Here is a 16,836-nt window from a genome sequence, read left to right on the forward strand (position 1 = left end):
CAACCTAAAGATGCAGGATTCAGCTGCTGATTTTAATGACTTAGTAACGCACTTTAGGCGACACCATTTATTGATACCGTGCAAATGGCATTCACCCCATAGATGACGATTACGGTTATTTGCAGATCTAGCTGACCAAGTTAAAAGTGGTTAATACTTGCACTACCAATAATACTGTATATACTAACAGTAACTGTATAGAAAAACAGGAAAGACCATGAGACCGTTGACGCCACGCCAAGCCGAAATTTTAGAGTTGATTAAACGTAATATTGCCGAGACTGGCATGCCACCCACTCGGGCCGAAATTGCCACCCGTTTGGGTTTTAAAAGTGCAAATGCCGCAGAGGAACACCTTAAGGCATTGGCGAAAAAAGGCTGCATCGAGATCATGCCTGGTACTTCCCGCGGGATCCGTCTCCCTGTAGAGGAAGAAGATAACCGCGAAACAGGCTTGCCACTTATCGGCCAAGTGGCAGCGGGTGAACCGATTCTCGCCCAAGAGCATGTCGAACAGTATTACCAAGTCGACCCCAGCATGTTCCACCCTGCTGCCGATTTCCTGCTGCGCGTAAAAGGCGACAGTATGAAGAATATCGGCATCCTTGAGGGTGACCTGCTTGCCGTTCATAAAGTACAACAAGCGCGCAATGGACAAGTTGTTGTTGCTCGCGTTGACGATGATGTAACCGTAAAACGCTTTGAAAAAAAAGGTAATTTTGTCTACCTACATGCCGAGAATGAAGACTATTCACCGATTAAAGTCGATTTGAGTTTCCAAAGTCTAACAATTGAAGGGCTCGCCGTAGGGGTGATCCGCAATGGAGATTGGCTATGAACAAACTATTAGGTAATGCCCCGCGTCACCCCGGTTTATGGCTCGATACGGTTCGAGATACAGAGACCGACTGGCAGCATACATCAATAGTCACTATGCCAACTCAGAGCCAAGGGCGCCAAGAGCTGACACAGCTGAGCAAACAACTTGCCCAACTGAGCCAACAGGGAAGATGGATAGTGCTCATCAACCCACCTAGTATTGGCTACAAGCAGCTATTAGCAAACGCAGGTGTGCGTATGGATCGCGTACTATTGGTTCACGCAAAAGATGAGGTCGAAACCCTTTGGGCGATGGAAAAAGCCTTAACCAGTGGCACATCTAGCGCAGTGATTACTTGGATTAACGCCCTAGATACTCGCGATAATCGTCGCCTACAAATTGTAGCAAAGAGCGCACGTGCAATGGGTATCGTGCTTGAAGGTTCAACGAATGACCAACCTTCTAGCACCAATCTCACCCAATCGACTAAATTTACTCAACCCGCATTTTTCAGCTCTGTTCATTAAAAATTTTTCACACCGTATTTAGCCTTGAAAGCCGCCTCACCTGTGAATGTGAGGCTTTTTTTTGGCAATTTTTCAGACAATTAGAAAAAGAAGTGATCTTGATCAATTTTTAAACAGCAAGTATGTTTGATTTAGGCGCACATGATATATCGCCTGTTTAGGCAGAAATATCGCGTTATTTTCGAATATCGCTCGCCCACAAAAATTGAGAATAATGGGTTTATTCAGCAGTATGTGCCAGTGTGGCTAATACCAGCAGTAACAATACTTGATCATAAGTAAGCCGCCAACGCACGTTGAAGTCAGAAACACTTTTTTGGGAACTGAAGAGTTTGCATAGAGTTGAGACTTACTGTGTTGCTCTTCTTTGTAGTTGCTATTTGCAATTAGCAGAGGAGAAGTCTTGTGAAGCAATGGTTGTATTGTTTACTCGTGGTGCTATTCGCCCCACCGTTGGCCGCAGCAGACATGCGGTTCAATATGACGCCTGGCGTAACAGAAATCAGTGGCAAGGTATACCACCTGCACATGACGATTCTGTATATCTGCTGCGCGATAGGCTTAGTGGTTTTTGGCGTGATGATTTATGCCATGATCAACCACAGAAAATCCAAGGGCGCGGTCGCGTCACACTTCCATGAGAGTACAAAAGTTGAGATCGCTTGGACGATAATTCCCTTTATCATTCTGATCTTAATGGCGATTCCGGCAACTAAAACTCTGATTGCCATGGAAGACCCCAGCAATGCCGATCTCACGGTAAAAGTCACAGGATCGCAATGGAAGTGGCATTACAGCTATTTCGATCAAGATATTGAGTTTTACAGTATTCTCGCCACACCAAGACCTCAAATCGAAGGTAGTGAGGCCAAGGGAGAGCACTACTTACTCGAGGTCGATAAGCCCCTTGTCCTGCCTGTAAATAGAAAAATCCGCTTTCTGATGACTTCTGAAGATGTTATCCATTCATGGTGGGTACCAGATTTTGCAGTGAAAAAAGATGCTAACCCAGGGTTTATCAACGAGGCGTGGACCCGTATCGATAAACCCGGCATTTACCGTGGCCAATGTGCCGAACTTTGCGGCAAAGATCATGGATTTATGCCGATAGTGGTTCAGGCACTGCCCGAAGCCGAGTTCGATGCTTGGGTTGCAGAACAAAAACAAGCCGCCAATGCCGCAGCGCAAGCCGCACAAGCCGCCTTATCGCAAACACTGAGTAAAGAAGAGCTGATGACTCAGGGTGAGCAAGTTTACCTTGGTCACTGCGCAGCCTGCCATCAACCTAATGGCGAAGGTCTAAAAGGCGTATTCCCTCATCTCAAAGGCAGCCCCATAGCTACCGGGCCGCTGAGCGGTCATCTTGAAATCGTGCTCAATGGTAAAACGGGTACGGCCATGCAAGCCTTTGGCAAACAATTAACGCCCCAAGAAATTGCCGCAGTGATTACCTATGAGCGTAATGCGTGGGGCAACAACACGGGTGATGCGGTGCAAGCCAAAGACGTTGATGCCCATAAATCCGGTGGCACCAATAGCGAACCAGTAGCAACGACTCAGCCCCCCTCAACCACCGATGCGCCCAAAGCGGCGACAGAGCCCATCGCCAGTGTCGATCCCGCGAGTCTTCCCACGCTCAGCCATGATGAACTGATGGCCGAAGGAGAAAAGACCTATGCCACAGTTTGCGCCGCCTGCCACCAACTAACGGGTGCAGGTATGCCTCCCGCCTTCCCCGCCCTTGCTGGTAGCACTATCGCAACGGGTCCGGTCGCCAATCACATCGATATAGTGATGCACGGTAAACCGGGCACGGCGATGCAGGCATTTGGCAACCAACTCACGCCACAACAACTTGCTGCCATCATTACGTATGAGCGCAATGCGTGGGGCAATAATACCGGCGATACAGTGCAACCCGCTGATATTGCTCGCCATGGACTGTAGGGGATTAAGATGAGCACACTGACTCAAGATCAAATTGCCGCCCATGATGAACACCATCACGGTGCACCTAAAGGCATCATGCGCTGGTTACTCACCACTAACCACAAGGACATTGGCACCCTGTACCTATGGTTTAGTTTCATAATGTTTTTAACCGGTGGTGCGATGGCCATGGTGATCCGCGCCGAACTCTTTCAGCCCGGATTACAACTCGTTGAGCCTAACTTCTTCAACCAAATGACCACAGTGCATGGGCTAATCATGGTATTCGGCGCAGTGATGCCAGCCTTTACCGGACTAGCTAACTGGTTAATCCCGATGATGATTGGTGCGCCTGATATGGCGCTTCCACGTATGAACAACTGGAGTTTTTGGATCCTGCCCTTCGCCTTTGCAATATTGTTGAGTTCATTGTTTATGGAAGGCGGCGGCCCTAACTTTGGTTGGACCTTCTACGCACCACTCTCGACCACTTATAGCCCTGACAGCACAGCATTATTTGTATTCTCGATCCATATCATGGGGATAAGTTCGATCATGGGTGCCATCAACGTGATCGTAACCATAGTTAACCTGCGCGCGCCAGGAATGACGTGGATGAAGTTACCACTGTTCGTATGGACTTGGCTGATTACCGCCTTCTTGCTGATCGCCGTTATGCCAGTACTCGCTGGTGCCGTCACTATGGTGTTAACCGATAAGTTTTTCGGTACTAGCTTCTTCGAGGCGGCAGGCGGCGGCGATCCTGTGATGTTCCAGCATATCTTCTGGTTCTTCGGTCACCCCGAAGTCTACATCATGATTTTGCCATCATTCGGCATTATCTCTGCCATAGTCCCGGCTTTCAGCCGTAAACCATTATTCGGCTATGCATCCATGGTGTATGCCACGGCGAGTATTGCGATTCTGTCCTTCCTCGTGTGGGCGCACCATATGTTCACCACCGGTATGCCAGTGTTTGCAGAGTTATTTTTTATGTACTGCACTATGCTGATTGCCGTGCCGACAGGGGTAAAAGTGTTTAACTGGGTAGCGACCATGTGGCGCGGCTCACTGAGTTTTGAAACCCCAATGTTGTTCGCGGTGGCCTTTATTATTCTGTTCACTATTGGCGGCTTCTCTGGCCTGATGCTCGCCATCACGCCAGCCGACTTCCAATACCACGATACTTACTTTGTGGTGGCTCACTTTCACTATGTGTTAGTCACTGGTGCGATTTTCTCCATCATGGCGGCGGCCTATTACTGGCTGCCTAAATGGACCGGGCATATGTACAGCGAAAAGCTCGGCCAGTGGCATTTTTGGTGTTCGGTGATTTCGGTCAACGTGTTGTTTTTCCCGATGCATTTCTTAGGTCTTGCGGGTATGCCAAGGCGTATTCCCGATTACTCGATTCAATTTGCCGATGTAAATCAAATCGTGTCGATTGGGGGTTTTGCGTTTGGGCTATCTCAGCTGATTTTCCTCGTGCTGGTGATTAAGTGTATTCGGGGCGGTGAAAAGGCGCCCGCCAAACCTTGGGAAGGCAGCGAAGGCTTAGAGTGGACCCTACCAAGCCCCGCGCCCTATCACTCTTTCACCACGCCACCCGAGGTGAAATAACATGCAAGGCCAACCCCATCAGCCCAACATCAAGTCCAACCGTAAGCTCATCAGCCTGCTGGTGCTGGGCTGCCTTGCGATGTTTGGCTTTGGGTTCGCCTTAGTGCCGCTCTACGATGTGCTATGCGAAAAACTGGGTATTAATGGCAAAACCTCTAATACTGCCAGCAGTTATCAGGCGATCACTGTGGATAAGAACCGGGTGGTAACGGTGGAGTTTATCTCGCAGGTGCAGACGGGCATGCCGTGGAAATTTGAACCACAAACGAAACGGCTCGAAGTGCATCCGGGAGAACTCATCCACACGGCATTTCTGGCGCAAAATGTTTCGAATAGAGCAATTGTGGGCCAGGCGATTCCTTCAATTTCGCCCGGCCAAGGCGCAGCTTATTTCAATAAAACCGAATGTTTTTGTTTTAACCAACAACACTTAGCCGCCGCGAGTCGCGCCGAGCTGCCGTTGATCTTCTTCGTGGATCCTCAATTACCCGAGTCTATCCACACCTTAACCCTCTCTTACACCCTCTACGACATTACCGACAAGCAGTTAGCGTCTGCCATAGAGCAAGGAGCTGCAAAATGACCACTAAACATGAGACTTACTACGTCCCCGCCCAGAGTGCTTGGCCGATTGTTGGTGCTATCGGCTTGTTTTTAATCGCCTTTGGGGCGGGACATTTTGTACATCAACTCAAATCTGGCGCTTCGGGTGGCGGCTATATTTTACTGGCAGGCATCGCCGTCATCCTGTTTATGCTGGTTGGCTGGTTTAGAACCGTGATCAAAGAATCGATGACGGGCCTCTATTCCCATCAAATGGATAGTTCGTTTCGCCAAGGCATGAGCTGGTTCATCTTCTCAGAGGTGATGTTCTTTGCCGCCTTCTTCGGTGCCTTATTTTATGCCCGTATGGTCGCTGTGCCTTGGCTAGGCGGCGCGTCCAACAATGCCATGACCCACGAAGTCCTGTGGCCACACTTCGAGGCCGTTTGGCCACTCGTCACCACGCCTGATGGCACCAAAACCGAAGCCATGCCATGGAATGGACTACCCTTAGTCAACACCATTGTGCTGCTGACTTCCTCAGTCACGCTGCATTTTGCCCATATCAGCTTAGAAAAGGGTAAGCGTTCGGCCATCACCCTCTGGCTAGGGCTCACGATTTTACTGGGAATTAGTTTCCTTGCTTTGCAGGCGGAGGAATATAGCCATGCCTACCATGAGATGGGGCTAACGCTCACCTCGGGCGTGTATGGCAACACCTTTTTCCTGCTGACGGGTTTCCACGGCATGCATGTAACCTTGGGCACTATCTTTCTATTAGTCTTGTTTTTCAGAGTGTTAAAAGGCCACTTTAGTGCGGATAAGCATTTTGCCTTCCAAGCAGGCAGTTGGTACTGGCACTTTGTCGACGTAGTTTGGCTCTGCCTGTTTATCTTTGTTTATGTGCTTTAAATATTCGTTGAAACAATAAGTTGAAAACTTAAGGCGTGGGATTGAGACCAAGCAATCCAGTCCCCAAAGCCACCAGCAAGAGCAGGATAACCAGTACAGAAAACATCACCCTACGGCCCAAATAGCGGCTCATTGGCACCGGGTGTTCAGCGGTTTGGTCGTCACCTTTAACCATAATAATTAAGGCTCTGCCTAGGTTAAAAATGATAAACAGCAACAGCAGTACTAAAACACACTTAAAAATGAGCGGGATGTTCATACGCTATCCTTATGTTTTGCTCGCCAAATTGATTTGGTTACCAAGATTTATTTGGTTGCATAGGGGTGTGTCGTTACTACTGATATTGACTGTGGTGGTATTCGTGGTTTTGGTCAAGCTAGGTTTGTGGCAAATGGATAGGGCAGTTGAAAAAACCGAACTACTCGCACAAATGGAGGCAAGACAATCCGCTGCCACACTCAATCCTGAACAGCTCATAGCTGAATTGGCTAAAGGCAGCGTCACGGGCTACCGCTTACAAGTTCAAGCAAAATCCGCGAATCCACAAATCTGGTTGCTCGACAATCAGGTCTATCAAGGGCAAGTGGGCTATCTCGCCTTTCAGCTACTGCAAATAACGTCAGCAAATCAGACAGATAATCCTGTTCAACCTTGGCTGTTACTCGAACTTGGCTTTATTGCCGCTAAATCCCACCGAGATGCCTTGCCCGAAGTCAGCCCCATAGTCGGTGAACTGGTTCTTACAGGCCGCCTCTATCAAAAACAGATTAATCCCTTGAGCCATCACTTACTGGCAGAACCCTTCACCACGGAACAAGGCGAACGGATTCGGTTTCAAAATCTCAATCTACCCGAGATGGCACAAATGTTAGGACATCCCATCCTACCCGCGGTGTTACAACCCGATGTCTTACCCCAATTACAACCAGCGCAAACCTTGCCTCACCCTTGGCAGCCTTTCCCCCTCTCGGCCCAAAAACATTGGGGTTATGCATTGCAATGGTTTGCCATGGCAACAGTGTTTGCGGGGCTGATGGGTTGGCAAGCAATGAAATACCTCAAAAAATCACGACAACGGCATCAAGCCGATAAGGAAGCGACTAAGACCGAGTAACAGATACCAGCAAGATTTTAATAAAAAACAATAAAACAAAGCATTAGGGACAATAAGAGGAGCAAATATGGACTCCCAACAAACAGCCAAATACCGCGCATTGGGGTTATTGCTACTGACCTTTATCGCGCCTGTGGTCATCGCTAAGTTAGTGCTGAGCATGCATTGGTATCAAGGCGGCTCCACCAACCACGGTGAGCTCATCAGCCCAGAAACCAGCTATACCAGTCTTGGCCTTAACAATCCTCAGCCTAAGGAATGGCAACTACTATATTTATTGCCCGCAAAGTGCGATGAAGCTTGCCGCGAGCGCTTGTATATCCTGCGTCAGAGCCATACCGCCTTAGGGCCAGATCAGGCTCGTGTCGAACCGCTTATTCTTGTGAATCCAGACAGTGACTTAAACGCATTAAGCAGCTTTAACTTCAACACTCAGCCCGCCAGCCAAAGCCTCAGCCAATGGCTTGACCAACAACAGCTGATTATTGTCGATCCACTCGGCGCACTCGTGCTGCGTTACCCCCAAGTGCAAGGCAAGGCGGCACATTTAGCTCAGGGTAAGGCCTTGGTCGCGGATCTCCGTAAGTTATTGAAACTATCGAGGGTAGACTAATGCAACTGACTTGGCTCCTCCGCGTCACCATAGTCTTTACCCTGTTAGTAATTTTAATGGGGGCTTACACTCGGCTCTCGGACGCAGGACTTGGCTGCCCAGATTGGCCCGGTTGCTACGGCCATATCAAAGTGCCCACCCACGACCATGAGATCTCCCATGCCCAAACCCTATTTCCCGACCACGATATCCATCCCGAAAAAGCTTGGCTCGAGATGATCCACAGGTATATTGCGGGCGCCTTGGGCATCCTCGTCTTACTGGTTTTTATTCTCTGCCTAAAAACATCCGAAGCTCCCAAAAAACTGCCTTTGGCCATAGTGTTACTCATCATATTTCAGGCGGCGTTGGGGATGTGGACTGTGACGATGAAACTAATGCCGATTGTCGTGATGTTCCATTTAATTGGCGGCTTTAGCTTGCTCTCGCTCCTGCTATTGCTGTATCTGCGAACACGTCCGAGGCGAATTTTCGAAACCGCTGATATTCACAGTCAGCGTGCTGCGGGCGCAGGATTTAATGGCGCCCATGGTTCGCGAATAGGCACGAGCCTTAAATTCATTGGCCAGAGTAAACACTTGCCGAAACTGGCGCTGTTGAGTCTGCTGGTGCTTATCGGCCAAATCATGCTCGGTGCCTGGACCTCCTCCAACTATGCGGCCCTCGCCTGCACGGCCTTGCCGATTTGTGAAGGTAATTGGATGGACAACCTCGCTATTGCCGATGCCTTTTCCCCTTTCCAAGGGCAACACCCAAGCTTTGAATTTGGCGTATTGGATTACCATGCTCGCATGACCATTCATATCGCCCACCGCGTTGGCGCCATCATTACCGCCAGTCTATTGTTGTTGCTCGCCTATCGGTTATTTTTCAGCACCCAGCTCAAGGCTCTAAGCCTGTTGTTGGTCGCCTTAGTGATACTGCAAGTCAGTTTAGGGATTTCAAACGTGGTGATGCATTTACCACTAGGGATTGCCGTTTCCCACAATGGCGGCGCGGCATTATTGCTACTCGCCCTAGTCGCAATTAACTATTTTCTTTGGCATAAGCCATCTTCAACATCGAGGGTTTAACCATGGCAAAACCGCTCTCAATCAGTAGTCACCCTAGTGTTAATGTGGCTTGGCGTGCCTATTTCGAGATGACCAAACCTAAGGTGGTGGCTTTAATGCTACTCACCGTCTTAGTCGGCATGTGTTTAGCCATGCCCACCATACTGCCAGTCAAACCCTTAGTGGCAGGCTTGCTCGGCATCGCCATGATGGCGGGGTCGGCCGCCGCCTTAAACCATCTGATTGATAGGCGAATCGACGGCATGATGGCACGCACTTATAACCGTCCGCTGCCCAAGGGCCGAGTCTCGGCGACGAGGGCGTTGTTGTTCGCGGCACTCTTAGGCAGCCTAGGTTTTGTGATCCTCTATGTTTTTACTAATCCGCTCACCGCTTGGCTCACCTTTGCCAGCTTGATTGGTTACGCCTTGGTTTATACCACCTATTTAAAACGGGCCACCCCGCAAAATATTGTGATTGGCGGTTTGGCGGGCGCGATGCCGCCTCTCTTGGGTTGGACGGCGGTGACAAATCAATTCCATGGTCATGCGCTATTGCTCGTCATCATCATATTCCTGTGGACGCCGCCGCATTTTTGGGCACTGGCGATTCACAGACGCGCAGAATATGCCAAAGTAGATATTCCCATGCTGCCCGTGACCCATGGGGTAGAATTTACTAAGACCTGTATCTTGCTCTATACGATTTTGCTGGCGATAGCTTGTCTATTGCCCGTATTAGTCGGGATGAGTGGACCGCTCTACTTTGTGTGCTCAAGCTTGCTCAGCACTGGATTTATCTATAAGGCGTGGCAATTAAAGTATCAGGATCGTGAAGGACTGGCGATGCAAGTGTTTCGCTTCTCGATTTATCATTTAATGTTGTTATTTATGGCATTACTGCTCGACCACTATCTTTGGGCGTAATGTGCAACGCTCGATGGGCATAGGACGGGCATGGCCTGAGGACAAAATATGCAACAAAGAATCTCCAACAAGATCTTAGTGATAGCGATTCTATTAATAGGATTGGGAGGGCTATTTGCAGTGAAGTTCAATCCACCTAAGCCCGTTGAGTTAGAGAGTGGTTTTTTGTTTCCAGAGGCCTTCGAGCTAGCGCCCTTTGAGCTTATCGATCAACAGCAACAACCCTTTACCAATGCGAATTTGAAAGACCAATGGAGCCTATTTTTTATTGGTTTTACTTACTGCCCCGATATCTGCCCAACTACCTTAAACAAACTCGCCGCCGCCTATCCTGAGCTGAAAAAAATTGCGCCCATTCAAATCGTGTTTTTATCCGTGGATCCGAAGCGGGACACCCCAGATAAACTCCTCACTTACGTGAATTTCTTTAATCCTGAGTTTAAGGCGGTGACGGGTGAGCAAACCCAAATATTCCCCCTCACCCGCAGCCTAGGACTCACCTACGCTATGGTAGGTGAAGGAGAAAATTATCAGGTCGATCATAGTGCGGGCTATGTGCTGGTTTCCCCTCAAGGCACGCGGGTAGCGGTGTTTAAACCCGCAGTCACCTTAGGTAAAGCACCTCAGATTCTAAACGAGGCCTTAATCAGCGACTTCGATAAAATCGTCAACAGCTATAAACCTAAATAGCCATCGCAGATGAGACTATTCTTTGACCCAAGAACCGTCGTCTTTCGGTCTCACCCAAGGCTGAGAAAACCAGTAAAAACCATTGCGCGTCTTACTTGGTGCCGTACAGTTGTAGCGCGAGCGGCCAGCAGGCAAGGCTAAATCGGCTTGAATGCTAAACTCGTTTTCACTTAACCAAGTAGGTGTTTTAGCGCCTTGCCCTTGGATATAACACATCACTTGCTTGGCCGAAATATCGCTCATATCGAGCTTCACCTTAAGCTCGGGGCGCCAATTTCCGCCCTTAAGCTCAGGATCGCTAGGTGTTTGCTCAAGCACTGGCATATTGAGACTGTATAACTTGGCTTTTAGGCTCTTTAAATCCGCATATTGCCCCGCCACAGGGAAGCGCGGCAGCGCCGTGAGTGGCGAATAAGGGCCTGCCGCCCCTGACTGTTGGCCAAAGGCAACAAAGCCGTTTTCGGTCAACATGTCTTGAATCGCCTGATTGTATTCACCATAGGGATAGGCCAGCATTTTAAAATTCTGCCCAGTCGCCTCGCGAATCGCATTTTCGGTGTCCTGAATATTGGCCTTAATTCGCGCCAACCATTGGCTTTGAGATTCATTGTCCAGCCTGCGGATCAAATGCTCATGGGCCCAGCTGTGGTTAGCAATATCGGCCCCTTCCTTGGAGAGCGTGATGAGCTGCTCCCAAGTCATCATCTCGGTAAACTTTTGTTTAATAGGCTCAATTGCCACAAATAAGGTGTAGGGAAAACCAAATTCCTTTAGGATGGGATGCGCTGTGGTCGCAATGCTGTGATAACCATCATCGAAAGTAATCGCCACCGTTTTGACGGGTAAATCTTGTTTGTTTTTTATCGCTTCGACCACCTGCGATAACGGAATCACCTTAAAGCCATCATTAGCCAAGAACTGCATTTGCTCACGAAATTGTGCAGGCGTGACGCTCGTCGCCGCCGGCGTGGTTTCTGACACATGGTGATACTGTAAAATGACCACGGCATTGGCCGAAAAAGTCATCAACCCGAAGAGTGCCAATAACGCACGTTTAACCATAATGTGAATACCTCCAATATCAATGACTACTGCAAAATCTACCGCACTCGCGCTGCTGTTTAATGGCGCCCAAAATCGCCAACTGTTCGCGCTTGCACTGCCGATGATCCTCTCCAATATCACGGTTCCGTTATTAGGATTAGTGGATACCGCTGTGATAGGGCATTTGAGTGACGCCTATTATTTAGGGGGTGTCGCACTCGGGTCAACGATTATCACATTAATCATTTGGTTATTAGGCTTTTTACGAATGGCGACCACAGGCTTAGTCGCACAGGCCTATGGCGCAAACGATACCGCGAGCCAATTAAAATTGCTGGTTCAAGGCGCGATGCTGGCGACTGGACTGGGTATCGCGGTGATCCTATTGCAGCTCCCGATATTGAATTTAGCGCTCGGCCTCTCCGAGGCGAGTATGGAAGTGGAGCGTTATTGCCGAGAATATTTTCAAGTCCGCGTTTGGTCGACGCCATTCGCCCTACTCAATTTAGTTATGCTCGGCTGGCTCCTTGGCCGGCAACAACCCAAGGCGGCGATGTGGCAGCTTATCCTCGCCAACTTAGCCAATATTATCCTCGATGTACTATTTGTAATGGGATTCGGCTGGGGTGTAAAAGGCGCAGCACTCGCTTCAGTATGTGCCGATATCACCGCCTTTAGCGTTGCACTCTACATGGTATTACAACAGCTTAAGCTGTCATCTCAATTTAAATTTGACCAATTGCGTGTCCATCTGACGTTTGTCGGTTACGGCAAACTGCTCAAACTCAATAGCGATATTTTTATCCGCAGTCTATGCCTGCAAGCTGCCTTCGCCTTTATGACCTTTCACGGTGCAGGCCTTGGGGACAATACCGTCGCAGCCAATGCAGTGTTATTAAATTTACTGCTATTAATCTCCTACGCCCTCGATGGCATCGCCTATTATGCCGAGGCGGAAGTGGGCAAAGCCTATGGTCAAAAGCGCGCGCAGCAATTGCATGAAGCCGTGGTGCTGGCCTGGTGTTGGTCTGCCATCACAGCAGTTGGGTTTACACTGATCTTCAGCCTTTGGGGAAGCCATATTATCGAACTGTTGACCAGTATTGATAAGGTCAGAACCACAGCACAGACTTATCTGATTTGGTTGGTATTGCTACCGCTTTGGTCTTTTAGCTCTTACCTATTCGATGGCGTTTATATCGGTGCGGCGCAGGGTAAAGTGATGCGTAATAGCATGATTATCGCGACATTTGGCGCCTTCTTCCCGACATGGTATTTACTACAATCGCTATTGCCTTCTGAGCAGGCTAACCATGCTCTGTGGGCGGCCATGACGGCCTTTATGTTAATGCGAAGCCTGACCCTTGCTGCACATTATCGCTTTAGTAAGACATTTATTGTTAGTTAACTCAGTAAAGACAGTAGCTTACTTAGGTTTGACCGATTAATATACGCACAACTTTTGTAATATAAATGTGATATAAAATGAAAAGGATTTTACCTTTGTTACTCCTGTGGCTAAGCCTGCCACTGCTTGCTCAAACAGTTCCTCAGCTTCCCGTCGAGGCCTTTGCCAGTATTCCCGATGTCAGCTCAGTCCAACTGTCGCCCGATGGTAAAAAAATTGCCTCTATCGTTCGGGTAGACCAGCCCAAACTTAAGGGTACCGTTGTCAGCATCCTCGATTTAGAAACAGGTGCAAAAGACGTTGCAGTTCATACCGATAATCAGAAGTTTGTCCTGCTGTCATTACAGTGGGCAAATGACACTACTTTGCTGATTAGCGCTAAGTTTCCGGCAAACCGCTACGGCACACCAACGACCGAAACTCGCTTGGTGAAGTACGATTTAACCACACGAAAAACGACGAGTGTTCTTGCCCGCAGTGTTGTGGAGCGACTTAGTTGGATTCCCCAACATCAGGGACAGATTATCGATATGATGCCGGATGATCCCGATCATATCTTGCTCGCCCTCGATGGTATGGGCGAAGCAGTGGGAGAAGATAGCGTGCTTAGAGTCAATCTCTCTCAGGGAAAATCCGCCTTTATTCAAAACGCTAAGCGTAAAGTCATCGGTTGGATTGCCGACAGGCAGCACAAGGTCCGAATTTCCATCTATAACGATGACACTGAGTACCGAATCTACGAACAGCCCGAACAAAAAACCGAGTCTCGCTTACTTTGGACCTTTAAAGCCTTCTCCGAAGACAGTATCTGGCCACTGGGGTTTGATGCAGACCCAAATATTCTGTACGTACGCGCCTATCACCAAGGATTTGAAGCCATTTTTAAGGTGAATTTGACTGATCCTAAGCTCACCAAAGAGCTGGTGTACGCCAACGAAAATACCGATGTCGAAGGCGACCTCATCTATTCAGAATTAAAGAAAAAAGTCATTGGGATCAGTGAGGGCGATGGCGAAGAGTATACCTTCTGGGATCCTGAATATGCGGGCCTACAAAATGGGCTGAAAGCGGTATTACCCAATGCGCACAACTTCATCACCCAATTTAGCGCCAATGAACGCCGCTATATTGTCTACTCCACCAGCTCGACTCAGCCAGGCACCTATTACTTTGGTGATCGGGATGAAAAGGCACTGTTTCCAATAGCCGAGAGATATAGCCAGCTCAGCAGCGAACAACTCGCCGACACTCAATATCTGAGCTACGAAGCGAGGGATAAACTCAAAATAGATGCTTACCTTACTGTGCCTAAAGGCCTTGAGGCGAAAAACTTACCAACCATCATCTTCCCCCACGGCGGCCCCATTAGTTACGACAGTAATGACTTTGATTATTGGGCACAGTTTTTTGCCAACCGTGGCTACGCAGTATTCAGAATGAACTTTCGGGGTTCAGCAGGCTATGGCTATGAGTTTATGAAAGCCGGCCTAAAAAGCTGGGGACTCGAAATGCAAAACGATGTGGAAGATGGCACGCGTTACCTAATCAATCAAGGGATTAGCGATCCGCAACGTATCTGTATTGTCGGCGCGAGTTATGGTGGTTATGCAGCACTAATGGGCGCGGCGATGACCCCCGACCTATACCGCTGTGCGGTTAGTGTGGCTGGCGTAACAGACGTGGCTTACCTAGTAAAATCCAGCCGCCGTTTTACCAATTATGAAGTCGTTAAAGAACAAATTGGCGATGACTTTAGCGCCCTCTATGAACGCTCACCCGTCAGTAAGGCCGATAAAATCACTATCCCAGTATTACTATTGCATGGCGACAAGGACCGAGTGGTCAAGGTGCAACATAGCCGCGAAATGTTCGACGAACTGAAATCACGTAAGAAAAACGTCGAATATATTGAGCTTGAAAATGGTGACCATTATTTAAGTAACAATGACCACAGGTTAACCACGTTCAAAGCACTGGATAAGTTTTTAGCCGACAATCTGAAAACCCAGTTGTAGCATCACAGCCAAATATAAAAAACGCGACTCAAGGTCGCGTTTTTTAATTCAGCTCAACACAAACTTAAGCGTAAGAATGCTCACCGTGTTGGTGATCGGTTACGTCACGCACACCGGTTAATTCACCTGGGAACATATCTAACAGTTGTTTTTCGATACCATCCTTTAAGGTGATATCCACTTGCGAACAACCGTTACAACCGCCACCAAACTGCAATACCGCAACGCCTTCTTTGGTGATCTCAACCAACATAATGTTGCCGCCATGGCTAGCTAATTGTGGGTTGATTTCTGATTGGATCACGTATTCGATACGCTCCACTAAAGGCGCATCACCCGCAACTTTACGCATTTTCGCGTTTGGCGCTTTAAGGGTTAATTGCGAACCTAATTGATCGGTCACAAAGTCAATTGAGGCTTCTTCTAAGAAAGGTGCACTCTTTTCGTCTACCATGGCGCTAAAGCCATTGAATGCTAATTCAATATCATCGCTTTCAACGGCATCAGGTGGACAGTAAGACACGCCACACTCAGCTTGTGCGGTACCTGGGCTTATCACAAATACACGAATATGAGTGCCTTCAGGTTGATCTGCTAACAACTTTACAAAATGGGCTTGAGCCGCATCGGAAATCGTAATCATGGAAACCAGCTCCGTCAGGGGATACCTGAGTGTTTTAGTAAGAATTAGCCGTATGATACTCCTAGTCACTCGCGCTTTGTAGTCCCTAGGGTAGCAAGTTCTGGAATTTTGCAAAATCCATCACGCTTTAAATGCAGCAACTTAACATGCAAACCACTAATGTATGACTATCGCGACTCTATGTTTTCACCTGCGATATCTTCCAACAAGCCTGGCGCTTCGGCTCGTGCAAGACACCATATTTGAACATGCACGTATCGCGCTTCAAATAAACGGGCGATTTCCGCAACCGTCGTGCCTGTCGTCACCACATCATCCACTAACGCAATCCGTTGATAGGCAAAATCGGCATTTAACTCAAAGGCATCCTGTAGATTTCGTCGCCGCTGCGCGCCATTGAGTCCAGCTTGTGGGCGGGTATCTTGCAACCGAACCAATCCGTCACTGATCAGAGGGAGCGAGAGCTGCTTCGATAACTCATGTGCGATGAGCCAAGCTTGATTAAATCCGCGCTGCCTTAATCGGTTGGGGTGTAAAGGAACTGGTACTATGGCCTGTGGTAGAGTGGTTAATCCTTGCTGTTCAAGCTGACCGACGCGCGCCACTAAGGCTTGGCACAATAGGGGTAAGGCGGCGAGTTGTCCCTGATATTTGATAGCGGCTATCCAAGGGCCAAAGCCTTGATGATAACTACAAGGAGCGATGACTTTTCGCGGCTGATGCTTTTGGCATTGACCACAATATTCCAGCTCAAGTTGCATGGATTTGCCGCAACCTAAGCAAATGGGGCTGTGATACAAGCCAGTTTGCAGGCATACCTGGCAAAATCCTGCTTCCGTTGAATTTAGGGATTGGTGGCACAGTAAGCAGCGGTTAGGTAAACTGCCTGCCAAGCAACGATGCACCCAATGCGAGACTAAGCGTAATAGCTTCGCCCCCTGTTGCGACCAAATCCATTTGCTATCGCCCGACATACAAC

Annotated in this window: 17 protein-coding genes; 13 read left to right on the forward strand and 4 right to left on the reverse strand. The window is 48.6% G+C overall.

The genetic code is table 11. The features are described from left to right. Window positions 1–217 precede the first annotated feature (217 nt). From lexA to FJD32_RS21695, 6 genes are all read left to right on the forward strand, one after another. Window positions 218–838 carry a transcriptional repressor LexA gene (lexA, locus tag FJD32_RS21670; RefSeq protein WP_099457238.1) on the forward strand — a complete coding sequence of 207 codons (621 nt, stop codon included), beginning with the start codon at window positions 218–220 and terminating at the stop codon, window positions 836–838. Further along, window positions 835–1,347, forward strand: coding sequence for a SulA-like leucine-rich domain-containing protein (locus FJD32_RS21675; protein WP_099457237.1), 513 nt, complete (start codon window positions 835–837; stop codon window positions 1,345–1,347). Before lexA ends, FJD32_RS21675 begins: the two co-directional genes overlap by 4 nt. Window positions 1,348–1,752: 405 nt before the next feature. Then, window positions 1,753–3,294, forward strand: a complete 1,542-nt coding sequence (gene coxB / locus FJD32_RS21680) for a cytochrome c oxidase subunit II (protein ID WP_099457236.1) — start codon at window positions 1,753–1,755, stop codon at window positions 3,292–3,294. Between the two features lie 9 nt (window positions 3,295–3,303). Beyond that, window positions 3,304–4,896, forward strand: coding sequence for a cytochrome c oxidase subunit I (gene ctaD / locus FJD32_RS21685; protein WP_037426604.1), 1,593 nt, complete (start codon window positions 3,304–3,306; stop codon window positions 4,894–4,896). A gap of 1 nt (window position 4,897) precedes the next feature. Beyond that, window positions 4,898–5,479 carry a cytochrome c oxidase assembly protein gene (locus FJD32_RS21690; RefSeq protein ID WP_037423698.1) on the forward strand — a complete coding sequence of 194 codons (582 nt, stop codon included), beginning with the start codon at window positions 4,898–4,900 and terminating at the stop codon, window positions 5,477–5,479. Further along, window positions 5,476–6,351: a cytochrome c oxidase subunit 3 gene (locus tag FJD32_RS21695; RefSeq protein ID WP_140906958.1), complete on the forward strand. Its 876-nt coding sequence runs from the start codon at window positions 5,476–5,478 to the stop codon at window positions 6,349–6,351. The genes FJD32_RS21690 and FJD32_RS21695 overlap by 4 nt, the downstream gene beginning before the upstream one ends. 28 nt (window positions 6,352–6,379) lie before the next feature. Here FJD32_RS21695 and FJD32_RS21700 read toward each other — a convergent pair whose 3' ends face one another. Continuing rightward, window positions 6,380–6,610: a DUF2909 family protein gene (locus tag FJD32_RS21700; RefSeq protein WP_047537887.1), complete on the reverse strand. Its 231-nt coding sequence runs from the start codon at window positions 6,608–6,610 to the stop codon at window positions 6,380–6,382. Between FJD32_RS21700 and FJD32_RS21705 the strand changes: the two genes are divergently transcribed. The 5 genes from FJD32_RS21705 to FJD32_RS21725 all read left to right on the forward strand — a co-directional run bounded on the left by FJD32_RS21705 (window position 6,555) and on the right by FJD32_RS21725 (window position 10,747). Beyond that, window positions 6,555–7,466, forward strand: a complete 912-nt coding sequence (locus FJD32_RS21705) for an SURF1 family protein (RefSeq protein WP_181159816.1) — start codon at window positions 6,555–6,557, stop codon at window positions 7,464–7,466. The genes FJD32_RS21700 and FJD32_RS21705 overlap by 56 nt on opposite strands. 67 nt (window positions 7,467–7,533) lie before the next feature. After that, a complete protein-coding gene (locus tag FJD32_RS21710; protein WP_099457235.1) occupies window positions 7,534–8,079 on the forward strand; it encodes a hypothetical protein in 546 nt (181 codons plus the stop codon). Beyond that, window positions 8,079–9,152: a COX15/CtaA family protein gene (locus FJD32_RS21715; protein ID WP_099457234.1), complete on the forward strand. Its 1,074-nt coding sequence runs from the start codon at window positions 8,079–8,081 to the stop codon at window positions 9,150–9,152. The genes FJD32_RS21710 and FJD32_RS21715 overlap by 1 nt, the downstream gene beginning before the upstream one ends. A gap of 2 nt (window positions 9,153–9,154) precedes the next feature. Further along, window positions 9,155–10,057 (forward strand): heme o synthase, encoded by a 903-nt coding sequence (cyoE, locus tag FJD32_RS21720; protein ID WP_099457233.1) that lies wholly within the window; start codon window positions 9,155–9,157, stop codon window positions 10,055–10,057. A 60-nt stretch (window positions 10,058–10,117) separates the two neighbouring features. Then, window positions 10,118–10,747, forward strand: coding sequence for an SCO family protein (locus FJD32_RS21725; RefSeq protein WP_161808791.1), 630 nt, complete (start codon window positions 10,118–10,120; stop codon window positions 10,745–10,747). A gap of 15 nt (window positions 10,748–10,762) precedes the next feature. On the opposite strand, the gene FJD32_RS21730 is transcribed toward FJD32_RS21725, so the two are convergent. Beyond that, the gene (locus FJD32_RS21730; RefSeq protein ID WP_047540553.1) at window positions 10,763–11,809 is read right to left on the reverse strand and encodes a polysaccharide deacetylase family protein; all 1,047 of its coding nucleotides are present in this window, start codon (window positions 11,807–11,809) and stop codon (window positions 10,763–10,765) included. Window positions 11,810–11,831: 22 nt separating this feature from the next. On the opposite strand from FJD32_RS21730, the gene FJD32_RS21735 reads away from it, so the two are divergent. Both FJD32_RS21735 and FJD32_RS21740 read left to right on the forward strand, forming a co-directional pair. Next, window positions 11,832–13,199 (forward strand): MATE family efflux transporter, encoded by a 1,368-nt coding sequence (locus tag FJD32_RS21735; RefSeq protein WP_099457232.1) that lies wholly within the window; start codon window positions 11,832–11,834, stop codon window positions 13,197–13,199. 77 nt (window positions 13,200–13,276) lie between these two features. After that, window positions 13,277–15,214 carry a S9 family peptidase gene (locus FJD32_RS21740; protein WP_099457231.1) on the forward strand — a complete coding sequence of 646 codons (1,938 nt, stop codon included), beginning with the start codon at window positions 13,277–13,279 and terminating at the stop codon, window positions 15,212–15,214. A gap of 64 nt (window positions 15,215–15,278) precedes the next feature. Here the strand turns inward: FJD32_RS21740 and nfuA are convergent, their stop codons facing one another. Together nfuA and FJD32_RS21750 are read right to left on the reverse strand one after the other, a co-directional pair. Further along, window positions 15,279–15,857: a Fe-S biogenesis protein NfuA gene (gene nfuA / locus FJD32_RS21745; protein WP_037423725.1), complete on the reverse strand. Its 579-nt coding sequence runs from the start codon at window positions 15,855–15,857 to the stop codon at window positions 15,279–15,281. Window positions 15,858–16,024: 167 nt separating this feature from the next. Beyond that, on the reverse strand, window positions 16,025–16,831 hold the full coding sequence (locus FJD32_RS21750; protein WP_037423729.1) for a ComF family protein: 807 nt from the start codon (window positions 16,829–16,831) through the stop codon (window positions 16,025–16,027). Window positions 16,832–16,836: the final 5 nt, after the last annotated feature.

Source organism: Shewanella sp. LC6 (genome assembly GCF_006385735.2).
Classification (GTDB): domain Bacteria; phylum Pseudomonadota; class Gammaproteobacteria; order Enterobacterales; family Shewanellaceae; genus Shewanella; species Shewanella xiamenensis.

What these genes read in the sequence shown, in the direction of transcription:
- lexA (WP_099457238.1), top strand. Translation starts at nt 218, where the DNA reads ATGAGACCGTTGACGCCACGCCAAGCCGAAATTTTAGAGTTGATTAAA.
- FJD32_RS21675 (WP_099457237.1), top strand. Translation starts at nt 835, where the DNA reads ATGAACAAACTATTAGGTAATGCCCCGCGTCACCCCGGTTTATGGCTC.
- ctaD (WP_037426604.1), top strand. Translation starts at nt 3,304, where the DNA reads ATGAGCACACTGACTCAAGATCAAATTGCCGCCCATGATGAACACCAT.
- FJD32_RS21690 (WP_037423698.1), top strand. Translation starts at nt 4,898, where the DNA reads ATGCAAGGCCAACCCCATCAGCCCAACATCAAGTCCAACCGTAAGCTC.
- FJD32_RS21695 (WP_140906958.1), top strand. Translation starts at nt 5,476, where the DNA reads ATGACCACTAAACATGAGACTTACTACGTCCCCGCCCAGAGTGCTTGG.
- FJD32_RS21705 (WP_181159816.1), top strand. Translation starts at nt 6,555, where the DNA reads ATGATAAACAGCAACAGCAGTACTAAAACACACTTAAAAATGAGCGGG.
- FJD32_RS21700 (WP_047537887.1), bottom strand. Translation starts at nt 6,610, where the DNA reads ATGAACATCCCGCTCATTTTTAAGTGTGTTTTAGTACTGCTGTTGCTG.
- FJD32_RS21710 (WP_099457235.1), top strand. Translation starts at nt 7,534, where the DNA reads ATGGACTCCCAACAAACAGCCAAATACCGCGCATTGGGGTTATTGCTA.
- FJD32_RS21715 (WP_099457234.1), top strand. Translation starts at nt 8,079, where the DNA reads ATGCAACTGACTTGGCTCCTCCGCGTCACCATAGTCTTTACCCTGTTA.
- cyoE (WP_099457233.1), top strand. Translation starts at nt 9,155, where the DNA reads ATGGCAAAACCGCTCTCAATCAGTAGTCACCCTAGTGTTAATGTGGCT.
- FJD32_RS21730 (WP_047540553.1), bottom strand. Translation starts at nt 11,809, where the DNA reads ATGGTTAAACGTGCGTTATTGGCACTCTTCGGGTTGATGACTTTTTCG.
- FJD32_RS21735 (WP_099457232.1), top strand. Translation starts at nt 11,832, where the DNA reads ATGACTACTGCAAAATCTACCGCACTCGCGCTGCTGTTTAATGGCGCC.
- FJD32_RS21740 (WP_099457231.1), top strand. Translation starts at nt 13,277, where the DNA reads ATGAAAAGGATTTTACCTTTGTTACTCCTGTGGCTAAGCCTGCCACTG.
- nfuA (WP_037423725.1), bottom strand. Translation starts at nt 15,857, where the DNA reads ATGATTACGATTTCCGATGCGGCTCAAGCCCATTTTGTAAAGTTGTTA.
- FJD32_RS21750 (WP_037423729.1), bottom strand. Translation starts at nt 16,831, where the DNA reads ATGTCGGGCGATAGCAAATGGATTTGGTCGCAACAGGGGGCGAAGCTA.